General features: G+C 40.5%; 12 protein-coding genes. 7 read left to right on the forward strand and 5 right to left on the reverse strand.

Annotation, left to right across the window (positions count from 1 at the left end):
* The coding region (locus tag UYC_RS0127660; protein ID WP_016879743.1) for a DUF2887 domain-containing protein at positions 1 to 639 on the forward strand (639 nt) is incomplete at its 5' end.
* A gap of 10 nt (positions 640 to 649) precedes the next feature.
* Here the strand turns inward: UYC_RS0127660 and UYC_RS0127665 are convergent.
* Complete coding sequence (locus UYC_RS0127665) at positions 650 to 1,660, reverse strand: AraC family transcriptional regulator (RefSeq protein ID WP_026087714.1); 1,011 nt, start codon at positions 1,658 to 1,660, stop codon at positions 650 to 652.
* Positions 1,661 to 2,323: 663 nt separating this feature from the next.
* On the opposite strand from UYC_RS0127665, the gene UYC_RS0127670 reads away from it, so the two are divergent.
* Positions 2,324 to 2,824, forward strand: a complete 501-nt coding sequence (locus tag UYC_RS0127670; RefSeq protein ID WP_016878382.1) for a PRC-barrel domain-containing protein — start codon at positions 2,324 to 2,326, stop codon at positions 2,822 to 2,824.
* Between the two features lie 139 nt (positions 2,825 to 2,963).
* Entirely contained in the window at positions 2,964 to 3,272 is a 309-nt protein-coding gene (locus tag UYC_RS0127675) for a hypothetical protein (RefSeq protein WP_016878381.1), read from the forward strand.
* A 180-nt stretch (positions 3,273 to 3,452) separates the two neighbouring features.
* Here the strand turns inward: UYC_RS0127675 and UYC_RS0127680 are convergent, their stop codons facing one another.
* Positions 3,453 to 4,271 carry a squalene/phytoene synthase family protein gene (locus tag UYC_RS0127680; protein ID WP_016878380.1) on the reverse strand — a complete coding sequence of 273 codons (819 nt, stop codon included), beginning with the start codon at positions 4,269 to 4,271 and terminating at the stop codon, positions 3,453 to 3,455.
* A 1,104-nt stretch (positions 4,272 to 5,375) separates the two neighbouring features.
* Positions 5,376 to 7,286: a squalene--hopene cyclase gene (gene shc / locus UYC_RS0127685; protein ID WP_016878379.1), complete on the reverse strand. Its 1,911-nt coding sequence runs from the start codon at positions 7,284 to 7,286 to the stop codon at positions 5,376 to 5,378.
* A gap of 480 nt (positions 7,287 to 7,766) precedes the next feature.
* On the opposite strand from shc, the gene UYC_RS0127690 reads away from it, so the two are divergent.
* Positions 7,767 to 8,951: a glycosyltransferase gene (locus tag UYC_RS0127690; RefSeq protein WP_016878378.1), complete on the forward strand. Its 1,185-nt coding sequence runs from the start codon at positions 7,767 to 7,769 to the stop codon at positions 8,949 to 8,951.
* A gap of 326 nt (positions 8,952 to 9,277) precedes the next feature.
* Positions 9,278 to 10,270 carry a nucleotidyl transferase AbiEii/AbiGii toxin family protein gene (locus tag UYC_RS0127695; protein WP_016878377.1) on the forward strand — a complete coding sequence of 331 codons (993 nt, stop codon included), beginning with the start codon at positions 9,278 to 9,280 and terminating at the stop codon, positions 10,268 to 10,270.
* Between the two features lie 400 nt (positions 10,271 to 10,670).
* Here UYC_RS0127695 and UYC_RS40025 read toward each other — a convergent pair whose 3' ends face one another.
* On the reverse strand, positions 10,671 to 10,799 hold the full coding sequence (locus UYC_RS40025) for a hypothetical protein (protein WP_268744032.1): 129 nt from the start codon (positions 10,797 to 10,799) through the stop codon (positions 10,671 to 10,673).
* Between the two features lie 214 nt (positions 10,800 to 11,013).
* Here UYC_RS40025 and UYC_RS0127700 point away from each other — a divergent pair, with 214 nt between their 5' ends.
* The gene (locus tag UYC_RS0127700; RefSeq protein ID WP_016878376.1) at positions 11,014 to 13,158 is read left to right on the forward strand and encodes a glycoside hydrolase family 10-like protein; all 2,145 of its coding nucleotides are present in this window, start codon (positions 11,014 to 11,016) and stop codon (positions 13,156 to 13,158) included.
* On the opposite strand, the gene UYC_RS0127705 is transcribed toward UYC_RS0127700, so the two are convergent.
* On the reverse strand, positions 13,159 to 13,581 hold the full coding sequence (locus UYC_RS0127705) for a hypothetical protein (RefSeq protein WP_016878375.1): 423 nt from the start codon (positions 13,579 to 13,581) through the stop codon (positions 13,159 to 13,161).
* A 203-nt stretch (positions 13,582 to 13,784) separates the two neighbouring features.
* On the opposite strand from UYC_RS0127705, the gene UYC_RS39635 reads away from it, so the two are divergent.
* Positions 13,785 to 14,036 (forward strand): hypothetical protein, encoded by a 252-nt coding sequence (locus UYC_RS39635; RefSeq protein ID WP_016878374.1) that lies wholly within the window; start codon positions 13,785 to 13,787, stop codon positions 14,034 to 14,036.
* The last annotated feature ends 2 nt before the right edge of the window (positions 14,037 to 14,038 follow it).

Raw genomic sequence — 14,038 nt, forward strand, 5'->3', positions numbered from 1 at the left:
TACTCTCCCTCGACTCTACCTGAAAGACTTTATGAGAGAGTATTTGCAGAATCCTATTTATATTTCTACCGTAATCGTGAAAGATTTAGTGATTTACGAATTGTAATAATATACCCATCCCGCAGCAAAGAACAAAGTGATATTCGTCCTTATTTAAGCCAACTTAACAGTCCACAGGTAAATCGCATATATTTGGATGAATTAGGAGATATTCGCTCCTTACCTGTGTGGGTAGCATTGATGGTATTGACTATCCTAGAAGATGAACAAGCTACCGAGGAAGCAAAGTATTTACTCACAAGGAGCCAGCGGGAAACTCCTGAACCAGCAAATCGCGCCATAATAGATTTACTAACGACAATCATGGTGTACAAGTTTGAAGGTAAAAGCCAAACAGAGGTAGAGGAAATGTTGGGAATTACATTAAAAGAAACACGGGTTTACCGGGAAATTAGGGAAGAAGGAGAAAAATCGCTTGTCCTGCGTCAATTAACTCGTCGTGTGGGGGAGTTACCGCAAGAGGTGCGTCAGCGCGTTGAATCTCTTTCTTTGGAACAATTGGAAAATCTTGGTGAAGCGTTGCTCGATTTTACCAGCATGGCTGATTTAGAAACTTGGTTGGAAGCACTTGAAAGTTAACTGATAACTGCTAACTGTTCACTGATAACTGTTTCAAATACTGCTTGGGTGTAATACAGAAGCGACGTTTAAAAGCCGCAGCAAAATGTCCGGGGTTAGAATAACCAACTATATTGGCAACTTCGATGACAGTCAGATTTCCTTGTCGCAGTAACTTTTGTGCATATTCCATCCGTCTATCACAGAGATACCCAAACACCGTTGTGCCAAAAAGCTCTGGAAATCCGCGTTTCAAGGTACGAGGGCTGACTCCCACCATTACAGCTAATTCCAATAATGAGGGAGGATTTTCCAAACGAGATAGAAGAATTTCTCTGGCGTGATGCAGTTGATCGATGGTTTTTGGTTTAAAACCTGGTGTGGTTGATTTATAGTTGCGATCGCCTGCGATAATTGGAGCTAATTGTAATGCCATCCATTCCAACACCTTGCCTTGCAGATATACTTGCTTGGTGATACCACAAAAGGGACAGTTTATAATTTGTTGGGCAACTCCTTGAAGTGCTGGAGTCATTTTTAGATAAATTCTCTCCTGCCAATCATTATTCCGTGTCAGCATTTTCAACTGTGGCAGTAATTCTCCATCTTCACCTGGGAAAAAATTTGCCAACATCAACGGTTGTCCCATGTAGATGTGGACACTGAGAATCTGGTCAAATTTGTCAATTCTATCTATCTTGCGAGCTTGAATCCCACCACCGGAAATTAGTGTGCAACCATTTCCCAGTGTTCCATAATCACTTTTAATTTTTCCTGAAAGCGCGATATCAAAATGTAAGGGATGCTCGCCTCCGGGTTTTTGAATATGCAAATCATCGTGATATAGATAATTGCCAATTGTCAGGCAGAGATTTGGAAATACTTCTATATCTTTTGCATAACCTTGACCTAGATAAGTTGGCATTGGAAGAATAGTTTCATATTTCTCTAGGCTCCTGGAAGTATATTCGGCTTCCTCCCATAGTTCTTTGGCTTCGTCCCACATTCTAAAGTATTCTTCGAGCATTAGGATGATGGTCATTGCTAGTGATTGAGAGCAAATAGATTTATTGACAATAATTATCAATATAATTATTGTCAGATTTGGAGGATTAAATCAATCCCAGCAGTCAATTGAAGGCTGAAGTATGAAGTGTGTAGACGCCCGTTAGGGCAGGTTCCCGAAGGGTAGTATGAAATTATTTTTTTCGCCCTAACGTGGCGAGGCTTGTACCAATTCTTACTTTATCCTTTCTTCAGTCAAGATTGATATGTGTTGTTTGATATAACTTGTCAATAAAAGCACTTGGAGAAGGCATGGTGTTGTCAGACAGAATTTGTTATTTCTTTTGACAGATGTTCTTAACTGTATATACTTTCTTCTGATAGAGGCTAAGTCAAATCACAGTAGTTACTCTATTTAATAGAGTAGGCACGAAGTTAGGCAAAAATTGCTGTTTTTGTTGTTAAGTATCGGATTATCAGAGAATATTCCGTCTAAATCAGAGAAAGCATAGCAAGCAAAAGAGATTATTTGTATTTTGAATTTATTAACTAGATTTTTGGAATTTAGTCTAGTTTTTGGCATCAAACTACCAGCGCAGAATGCATAGTAACTAATTGTCTCACTTGCAGCAAGAAAGTGATGCAATTTAGTAACTCTAATGTATTTGATGAAGTGAAATATTGATTGGAGAACAGTGATATGTCATTAGTTAAACTTGACCAATACTATCCCAATTACAAAGAACTTTTTGATAACACAGACATCAAAAATTATGATGTCTATGATGATAAAAATGACAAAATTGGTTCTGTTCAAAACATTTTAATCGATGAAGATACTGGACGTTTCCGGTATTTAATCGTTGATACAGGATTTTGGGTATTTGGGAAGAAAGTCTTGCTGCCGATTAGTATGGCACGCATTGATGAATCACAACGACGTGTGAGTGTACCAGGGCTAACCAAAAAACAAGTAGAAGATTTGCCTGAATTTACAGAAGATTTGTCAATTGATCGCGATTACGAAGAGCGCGTTAGATCTGTTTATCGCCCGTTGTATTCATCGTCAAGTACAGTGTCAAGTTACGATCGCAATACTTACAACTACGAGCAAGAACCGTACTTCTATGACATGAATCAACAAAGCTATCCTACTTTCAGAACATACGAAGAACGACTAATGCAAGCAAGAAGACGTTAATACTCACGGGGATAGTATCTATCAGCCTTAGCTTGTAAATAACAGGCTAGCCGGAATTTGTTCTGGTTAGCCTGATTTCCTAGCAACATTTTCCCTATTTAAGTCAAAATAATAATAAACCACTATTGGGGGCACTGTAATGTTTGGTGTCATTCAATTTATCCGAAACTCATTTATTCGTCTTGAAGGCTTTCTCTACCAATTATTTGGTTTCATTAGAAAAATCTTTTCTCAAATATTCGGTTTTCTGGCTAGGATATTTGGGTTCACTCAGCCTGGATATTTCTTAGAATCGGATGATGCAACAACCATTAAGCGATCGCAAATTAAGCAACCAACCGAAACTGAGGTAAAGGTAACTCCAGAAACCTCCTTGAATCCTCGTCGTCGCCCCGATCCGAAGATGGATTACTTTCGCAAAATGGCTCAAGACATGAAAAAGAGCTAAGTAGAAGGCAGATGGGAAGTTAGGTAATAGGGGACAGGAGACAGGAGACAGAGAAGTTAGGTAATAGGGGATAGGGGACAGGAGACAGATGAGTTTAATTGTCCTGTACCCTGTAACCCGTACCCTGTAACCTGTACCCTGCCCTAGTGTACGCACCTCAGCAAGGGCTAGTATTTGAGATTATTTCCCTGCTGTTACCTGCTCAATTAGGGCAAGAACATCACTGCGACTGAGCTTTTCTTTGCCATCAGCGATCGCGTTGAGCGTACCATAAGCTAAACCCAGGGGTATTTGGCAGAAATCTAAAGCAGGGCCATCCGGGAGGGCGCTATTATAAGCATCTGCTAGGGCAAGATTGCGACGGGCATACTCTTGCATATTTTCTGCGCTCCAACCTTCTGGGAAAAAATCTACCCCACGCACTACATCTTCTTTGTGGTTACGAATAATATTAACTGCCTGCAAGCCACGACCAAACCCGATCGCATGAGTACGGTTAGTTTGCGTTCCATCGTACCAAACCCATAAATCGGAGAGCAACAAGCCAACTGCACCTGCTACCCCAAAGGTGTAGCGATCCAAGTCGGATTCTGTAGTAATTTGCCAATTGTTTTCTGCCCAGTATGCCATTCTGTCTGCCATTGCGGCAGTTGCATCCCAAATTCGAGGAGCGATCGTTTCAGGTGCAAGTATTGCCCATTCTCTAATCCTAAAGCTTACTTCTGGTAATATTTTTTCATATGTAGTAAATCCCACAGAGAAAGCATCAACAGCAAAACCATCAACTGCTGCTTGTAACGTGAGGCTAATTGTTCGCAGTAATTTTGCTTTGGTAAGATTATCAAGTTCTGGATGGTCTTCTATTTCATCAATAGCTCGCATACAAAGATATGCTGATGCTACTGCTTCTTGCAAACCCCGTGGTAAGCGAACAATTGGGATGTAAAATGTCCGGCTAGTTTCCTTTAGAATCTCTAATGCATCTATAATTAAATTCATTTTTACACTCCTCATTCGGGTTTGATCATACTGAAGTTTGTAACTTTTTTACAATTTTGTATAGAGACTTAACTAAAACTTCATAATTTTGACTGCAATATTTGTGCTGTAACATATTTTTTATTTATTTTTTATTTATGTTTAATTTATGATTTTGACTAATACATTCAAGTTGGTAAGTACGAGATTCTTATAGAGATTTCTATCTTTGATTCCAGTAATTTTCTAGATAATATCAAACCTCACTAAACACTGAATACAAGTATGTGAATTAGGTTATATCATTTTGGCTTTTAGATTTTGAAAATGGAATTGTGAATTGCTTTCTGTATCCGGATTTGGTAAATCCATTTGTCGCAATTTTTTTTGAAATGGTGTTAAGAAATATAGACATACGTAGCGAGCCTTTTCTTAAAATCACGACGTCAGCCTAATTCATAAGCCTTTAAATAAACGCAATCTAATATCAACTGATACAACCTCAATCTAGCATTCAAGCATCAAGTTATTACACTCTTAAAACTCAAGTACATACTCTAAAAGATGGAATTCTTCCCTCATAGTTACTGATATTTTACACCTACCCTCTAACCCACCAGAGAATCAATTCTCTAGATAATATAACTAAGTTTGTTAACAGCAAGGCGGGCACTGTTCACAAAGTAAAAATAAGGGTTTGAGGAAAGTTAGACAGAGGATGTTTTAAAAGTTTTGGGCGAATATAATTCGCTACTACACAAGCAAAGTCCACCTAGCCTGCGGCAATGGCAAAGCCGTACGTGGACTAACAGAAAACTAAATTTTTAAATCTGCGGAGGCAGGTTTTGTCTGTGTAGGCGCAATTTCTAATCGCCAGGGCTGGTATTAATTTAGACTTTTCAAACAACCTCTAAAAGCTGAGATTCTAGATTTGTATAATATTTATCAAGCAACAAATTAGAGAGAATTTTTAAACTATAGCAACAACCAAAGTTGTTAGGACATCAACAGATGATAAAACTTAAACACCAAAAGACTTTTAACCCTGTCACCTGTTCCCTGTTATAGTTTAGATTTTTTACAGAATCACAACTAAATACTGGTAGTGCAAAATCCAAAATCAATTCAGCCAAATAGTGTTTGATATTGGCTAAGAGCTATTAAAGGAAAGTATTCTTGATAAAGATGATACTTTAGATAAAAATGACAAGGAAAGCCAGTACCTGTAAAATCTGCTTCATCCCAAGTTCCATCTGCTGCTTGAGTTGCTAATAAATAATTAATGCCCCTTTCTAGTACTGGTTTTGCAAAATTGCCAGTTGCTTTACCTGCTGCTATCAAGCCAATTAAAGCCCAAGCGCTTTGAGATGCAGTACTGCGCCCTTTGCCTTTCAAGCTTGGATCATCGTAGCTGCGGCAAGTTTCTCCCCAGCCACCATCAGGATTTTGACACTCTATTAACCAAGCTGCACCCCGTTCAATATTGTTTTGATAGGTTTGAGGAGCAATGACAGATAAAGCAGTCAATACACCGCTTGTCCCATAAATGTAATTTACTCCCCAACGACCAAACCAACACCCCTGCGGCTCTTGCTCTGCAATCAGATAGTTAATTGCCCGCTGGAGGTTGGATGCATCCATTGATAAATTACAACTACCTACCATTTCTAATACTCTGGCAGTGACATCAGCAGTGTTGGGATCGATCATGGCTTTAAGATCGCCATAGGGGATCAGGTTCAGCCAATCTTGATCGTTGTTTAAATCAAAAGCAGCCCAACCGCCTGCTCGACATTGCATAGAAACAATCCAATTCACGGCACGAGCGATCGCTCTGTGCTTGAGTTTTTCATTGGGAAGATGAACGGCATTTAACGCCATCACCACGACAGCAGTATCATCGACATCGGGATAAAAGCGATTGTCAAATTCAAATGCCCAAGCACCTGGTTTACCTTGCCGATTTTTAATTGCCCAATCACCGTAGTCTAAAATTTGCTTGTTCAGCAGCCATTCTCCAGCTTTCACCAAAGCTTGATGAGCGGGTGATAAACCAGAATCAACCAGCGCTCTTATTGCCCAAGCTGTATCCCAAACTGGAGAAATGCAAGGTTGAACTCGATAACTATCTTCTGTTTCTATGGCAAAATTATCAACTGCCTGGAGTCCTCTTTCGACAATCGGATCGTTGACATCATAATCTAAGCTTCGCAACGCTAATAGTGAATTCAGCATTGCCGGAATAATGCCGCCCCAATCGCCTGTTGCTTCTTGTCGTTCTAAAATCCACCGCTCGGCGGCGTTAATACCTTCTTCACGAAAAGGTACTAAATTGAGTTTTTCTGCAAATTTAAACGCACTGTCAAGGCTGATAAATAAATCTGTCCAATCGCCCTTGCTGGGTAATGTAAACTTAATTTGCTCAGCTCCTTCTGCATATAGTTCGTTTAAGGTAATCGCAGGTTCTACTTTATAGACGGGTTTGCGATCGCACACAATTAGTAACGGCACAGTGCTTGAACGCGCCCAACTTGACATCTCATAGATGTTAAATAGAAAATTCTCTGGCAGCAACATTACCCAAGGTGGCAGGGAGGGAATGCCTTCCCAGCTATAGCAACCAATCAGCGCCAGATGTAACTTAGTAAAAATGCGAGTCTTGCTAATGCCACCTCGCTCTAAAATAAATTCTCGTGCCTTAATCATTGCTGGATCGTTTTGGGGCACGCCCAACAATTTCAAAGCCATGTAGGCTTCTACTGAAGTACTGAGTTCGCCTCCATCTCCATAAAAAAGTTCCCAGCCACCGTGTTGTCGTTGCTGAGAACGCAGATATGTTTCAACCTTGTGCAAAGCTCTAGAGCGATCTGTTCCCCAAATTTTATGAAGTAGCACTACTTCGGCAGTAATGGTGACATTGGATTCTAACTCAGCCCACCAGTACCCACTAGGATTTTGAATTGACAGCAGATAATTCTGGCTTGCAGCGATCGCCTCTGGGAGTGTTGATACTGTAACCCTGTTTTCAGTTTGCATGGAATAATTTTTAATTAGGTTTTGCTGACTGGGTGGCTAGATATTGTTACCAAAAAATTAGTCAAGCTAGCAACTGTATTTAATGGATTTGCTTATTGTTAGTATTAAAAGCATTGAGCAAAGCTTGAGTAAATAAGCATATGTAAATATTTAAATAACTAACGAATTAAAATTTTCATTAATATACTACATTTTCCTGTCACCAATGCAAAAACATTATGTAATTTTCTCTGGGATTTGATTAATCAACGAGAATAATAACATTCAAATCATTCTGCCTAAGTAAACGACATTAAAACTTAGGCAGACAAAAGAATTCAATTTGTCTGCTCTAGATATTACGAGTATGATTTAAACTACTATACATCAATGCAATACTTCAATCCAAGTATGGTCTATACTCGTTCTAATATGTATGCTTTTAATAACAACATAATTTGAATATAGCAGCAGTATGTAAAGTTTTTCCTCAGTAAGGTTATGGCAGCAATTGAATTAAGTCTGGCACTTCTATCTTTATTAATTTGGGTGGGGTTGCTGATTGGGCGAGGGCAGTTTTGGCAAATAGATCGGCAATTAGCAGTTGCACAAACACAGGATGAAGGATTGCCATCAGTTTGTGCAGTCATTCCTGCCCGTAACGAAGCAGATTTACTGCCAATCACCTTGCGATCGCTTTTAACTCAAGACTACCGGGGCTTGTTTACCATTTTTTTGGTAGACGATCGCAGTACAGATGGAACAGCTGAAGTTGCCAAACAAACTGCCCAAGCACTGCACAAAGACAACCAATTACAAATTATTACTGCCAAACCATTACCTTCTGGATGGACAGGTAAACTTTGGGCAATGGAGCAAGGCGTACAACAAGCAATAGAAACACTCCAGTCTAATTATCTACCAGAACCAGACTACTTTTTGTTCACTGATGCAGATATTGAACACGATTCCGCAAATCTCTCCCATTTGGTTGCGAAGGCACAACAGGAAGATTTAGAGCTGGTTTCGGTGATGGTACGACTGCGATGTGAGAACCTGTGGGAAAAACTTTTGATCCCAGCTTTTGTTTTTTTCTTTCAAAAACTTTACCCTTTTCGCTGGGTTAATAATCCAGATAAATCAACTGCTGCTGCTGCGGGGGGCTGTATTTTAATTCGCCGAGAAGCACTAGAGCGGATTGGGGGTATACAAGTAATTCGGCAAGCGTTAATTGATGATTGTGCCCTTGCTCATGCAGTCAAGTCTAGCGGTAACGGGCGCATTTGGCTAGGACTTAGCAATTCGGCTCGCAGCCTGCGCCCCTATCCTTCTCTCGCTACCATTTGGGATATGGTTGCCCGCACAGCCTTTACTCAACTCAACTATTCGCCGTTATTGTTAGCTGGAACGGTAGTGGGGATGACGTTAGTTTACATGGTTCCACCTTTGAGTTTAATTCTGGGCGGGTTGACGGGGAATTGGTTGGTAGCAGTGATAGGTTTATTGGCATGGCTGTTGATGTCGCTAGCTTACTTACCGATAATCCGCTTTTATAAATGTTCTTCTTGGCTGGCTTTGTGTTTACCGGGAATTGCTTTTCTTTATACAGTCATGACTGTAGATTCCGCAGTGCGTCATTGGCAAGGGCGGGGTGGCGCTTGGAAAGGGCGGGTTTATCAGGTGTAATGAAGAAAGGCAGTACTTTAACTTCGCTCAGTAACCGGGCAAGAGCAGAAGGGAAAAATTTTCTTCACAACGGCTTGAAGGTTGTTGGTGATAGAGTTTACTGATTTTGGAAAAGCTTGGTTGGCAACTGGCAGAATTGAAAACTCATGGCTGAATCATTAAATGATGCAATTACCAGAATGCAAAAACTGCGGCAAGAAGTGGCGTTGGATAAAACCTCAATCTGCTTCATGATAGAAGAGGGGCGAAGATAATAAGATGCAGTTTATAGCGTTTCCCGACCCAGTGAGGTACAGGAAGAAATAATTAACCACAGATGAACACAGATGAACACAGATAAATTTGTACCTGAGCAGACTAGAAACCGCTATATTAAACCTCAAATTCAAATACCGGAAAAATTACCCTTTTTAGAAAGATTATGTTGGCAAAGAGAAGATATAGAAAATCTTACTCTTTTAGAGATGCTCAGAATATATGAACGAGGGTGGCATTACCGAGGAGTTTTAGGCGATTTGAGCCAAACAGAAGCTTTATTTGTGCAGCAGTTAGCTCAATATTATGGTTCATGGTTAAAAGCGCAAATGTTTGACAGGGAATTTCATCAAAAAATTTTAAGGGTTCTGAATCAATTAAATGCTAATTTTTTATTAGAATGTGGCGCATATTTTGGCGATGGTACTCTGGTTAGCTTAAATCATGGAGAATATAGATTAAGCAAGGATATAGATTTTCTTTGTTCCACTGGTGCTGGCTATCGGCTACTGCGACAAAAAATAGCTGAAAATCAATATAATGCCCTCTTTAATACTCAAAATAATCTCAGCCTACCCGCAGAAATCAAAGCTGACCAATACGGGGTAAGATTTGCAATTATAGTTGATGAAACTCTGATTAAATTTGAGATTATTATGGAGGGACGTATCGAATTGGGAGAACCAGATTATCCCAGTTGGTCGCCCGTACCATGCTTAAATGAAATTGACTGTTTTGCTGAAAAACTTTTAGCTAATTCTGATAGATGGAATGATTCCTCGGTAGAATCGAGAGATTTAATTGATTTAGCGATCCAAAGGCTTAAGTCTCCAATCCCAAAAGAGGCAATTGAGAAGGCAGAAACAGCCTATCCCGTGATTGAACCTTTAAAAAAAGCAATATCCTTTTTCCAAAATAACCCTAATTACCGAGATAAATGTTTTACTGCTTTGCGAATTGTCAAGCCCAGTAAAATTCTTGATGGTATTGATTTAATAGCAGCGGATTTAGGTTTAGAAAAGACAGCTAGAACTTTTAACGAATATAGACAAGACGGAGAATGACAATATTTAAGGTATTTAGCCTGTCTCCTACGTCTATGTTTGTGAGCAAGAAACTTCGAGTCTGATGGCTCTCAATTTGTACCTTGCCCCTAATTAGCCTGGAACTTAAGTACCCTAAGGGAAGCCGCCCGGAGGGCGTCTACCATGCTAATAGTTCAAGTCAGTTAAAACTAACTGAACATCCTGTACCAATTCAAAATACCTGCGGAAGCCGCTAGCTAGCGCAACGCCTAACGGCGAATGCGTCTACAAAATACCCTGCACCGAAGCCGCCTTGCGTCTACAAACTTTAAAAAGCGTCAGATGCTGTCTGGATTTTAAAGTTTGCATCTGTGAAATCTTGCACCATTCTCAATAACCGTAAGGTGGGCACTGCGTAACTTTCCTCAAATCCTTATTTTTACGTTGTGGAAAGTGCCCACCCTACAAAAATTGCTTGGATTTCCACCATGCGTACAGTTGCGATCGCCCTTCCATCAATAGACATTAGCGGCGGTTTTTGCGGATACTCTTCAGCGTTACTTGGCACTCCTCACTCATTACCTACGTCAATTACCTGACTAAGCTAAATCTGCATCAGTGTTCCTGGTGAAGTAATTTAGTGATTGGATTGAATGGAAGTTTATAAATTAACCTCATTATTCAGCATAAATGCATAAATATCTAGAAACTCATGGCAACTCATCTCTAAGAGATAAAGTATAAAATTTAACGCTAAGTTCGCTAACTTATTATCTATACTTATGCAACTACCTTTCATTTACCCAATAAAGCGTCTTCTCCCAGTTCTGTTTGCGATCGCATTTGCTACAGTACTGCTACTAGAAAACCTCACTCCTGTCACTGCTCAACTCTCCCAATCACCCGCCCAAGAAATTCGCGGTGTTTGGCTAACTAATAATGACTTTGACATCCTCAGGCATCGCGCCAAACTACAAGATGCAATTGAGCAATTGCGTCGAATGAACTTTAACACAATCTACCCCGTGGTTTGGAATGATGGCTATACAAAATATCCCAGTGCAGTAGCGCAACGAATGGGTATCCCTTTTTTCTTCAAAGGTGCAGAGGGACAAGATGTAATTGCAGATATCATTGCTCAAGCCCGTCGCCAAGGTTTACTCGCGATCCCGTGGTTTGAGTTTGGCTTCATGGCTCCTCTAACTTCAGAACTGGCATCAGAACATCCAAATTGGCTAACACAAAAGCGGGATGGCACCCAAACTTCAATTAGTGCTGCGGGTGAGGTGGCGTGGCTTAATCCTTTCCACCCAGAAGTGCAAAAGTTTATTACCGATCTTGTGGTGGAAGTGGTTACCAAATATAACGCTGATGGTATTCAATTTGACGACCACATGAGTTTACCTGTGGATTTTGGTTACGACAAGTACACAATTGACCTGTACACTAAGGAAACGGGCAATCCTCCCCCACCCAATCCTCAAGCTCAAGCATGGATGCAATGGCGGGCAGATAAAATCACAGCGTTTATGATCAAGCTCAACCAAGCTGTGAAAGCAAGAAAACCCAATGCAATTTTTTCTGTTTCTCCTAATTACTACGATTTTGCTTACAAATTTCAATTGCAAGACTGGCTTAACTGGGTGCGCCTGGGTATTGTAGATGAGCTTGTCATGCAAGTTTACCGTGATGATTTACAAACTTTTAACAGTAAACTTACTCGCCCAGAAATTATCGAAACGCAACAATTAATACCTACTGGCATAGGTATTATGTCAGGATTGAGAAATCGCCCAGTTTCTATGCAACAAATCCAGTCTCAAGTACGGGCTGCTCAAGGACGTGGTTTAGGTGTAGTCTTTTTCTACTACGAAAGCCTTTGGGATTATGCGCCAGAACCTGTAGGGCAACGACAAAATGGATTTCTAGCCCTTTTTCCCAACCAGGTTTTGCGGGATATCTCCCAAATCACAACCCGCAAACCAAGCTATAATTCCCTATCACTTCCCTTGTATACAAAAGGTTCCGTCGGGCAAAGAACTCGCGGCTATTTTCTAGAGGTAGCAGTGGCAGGTGGGCAGCCAAGACGGATTTTAATGGATACAGGCTCCGCAGGATTGAGAGTTCCGAAAGAGTTTTTGGGAAATTTCCCCATCCGCAGAACGGGTAAAGTTGTCAAGGAAGTATTAAATGATGGCACTATCCTACAAGGAGAATTAGTTTATACTAATGCACGGATTGGGCCGATTCCAACAGAGGAACCGATTCCCGTGCAGGTTGTTACTAGTCGCCAATGTATCGCTCAAAAACCTAATTGTTCTGCCAAAAGTGGGACGCCCTTCTCTGGTATTATCGGTGTCAACTATTTTGAAAAGTCATTACCCCATAATCCATTGAGAAAATTACCAGGAAATTTCAGTAATGGATTTATTGTTACTGGTAATAGTAATGGCGGTAACAGTAGTCTAATTCTCGGTTTGACAGCAGAGAATCGAGAAGGTTTTAAAATGACTTCCCTAAGCAAACAACCTGCGATTAGTGGCATACCTGGCAGCAGATGGGATTCTAGACTCAATGGAGTTTGTATAACTATCACTGGAAGCTCAATGAACAATACCTGTAACAGCAAAATGCTCACCGATACAGGAACAAATAGTGGTTTTACTGAAATTAAGTCTGCTTCTCTTGCGGGTAAACTCAAACCAGGAAAGTTACGCCCAGAAAATAAGGTACAGGTAACAATTCCTGGCATTTTTGACTACAGCGTTGTGCCGGGAAACCGCGACGGGTTTGATCTGTGGAATATTAATGTATCTCCAGGGGCACAGCATCCTGTGGTTGTGAATAGCGGGATCGGATTTTTTGATAAATATGATGTGCTCTTCGATCCAATTAACGGGCAGCAAGGTTTTCGCGATCGCAATTAATTAGGTTGCTGCTTTCTTTCCACTCCCATTACCTTCCACACTGGCAACAAACGCAGGTTGCTGTGAATTGGGAGTTGGCGGCTCACCTCGCAGCCCTTTGCGACGCTGGTTTTTGGGAACTCCTCCCGCCATGCTGTACTCTGTGCTGCTTTTGCCATATCGAGTCGCAACTCCCAACAGCATATGCTCTGCCATATCTGCCAACTCGCGCTCTGTTTGGAGCATTTCACGGTATAACTTATCCAAGTTGGAAAGGGCAGTATTGTAGGTATTTTCTTGAGTTCGCATCTTCTCAATAAGAGTTGAGAAGGTAGATAAGGTAAGTCCATTGCCTACATTTAAATTCGGATCAATTGAGTTCATGCTAGCCGCACGACGCACTGCTCTTTCTAAAATTTTAGAGCTTCTTTTTTGACGAGCCATAATCTACACCTTCTTCTCAATTACGGGTAATAATATTTACTTTAATAATTTCCCGTATTGATTGCCTTGAGAGTATTTCGGCAAATCTGCAATAGCTTTTGCTACAAAGCGATCGCGATCGTGAGTGCAAGAATTACTGATATGAGTTAGCAAATAAGTAAATTAAGAATGTAATTTGCCGTTTGCTTGCGGAAAACACTAAAATGAGTGCGCGATCTACCGAAATGAGAAGGCAATTAGGCTTTTTGAGTAAGCAATATGCCTTTTTGCCTGCGGAAAATACCTTTAGGAGTGCGCGATTTACTGAAATGAGAAAGCATTTAGGCTTTTTGAGTAAGCAATATGCCTTTTTGCTTGCGGAAAACACCAAAATGAGAAAGCGATCGGGCATTTTGAGAACTCATTTAAGCATTTTGAGTAAGCAATATGCCTTTTTGCTTATTGAATCGACTTGATC

The sequence above is a fragment of the Chlorogloeopsis fritschii PCC 6912 genome (assembly GCF_000317285.1).
GTDB classification, from domain to species: domain Bacteria; phylum Cyanobacteriota; class Cyanobacteriia; order Cyanobacteriales; family Nostocaceae; genus Chlorogloeopsis; species Chlorogloeopsis fritschii.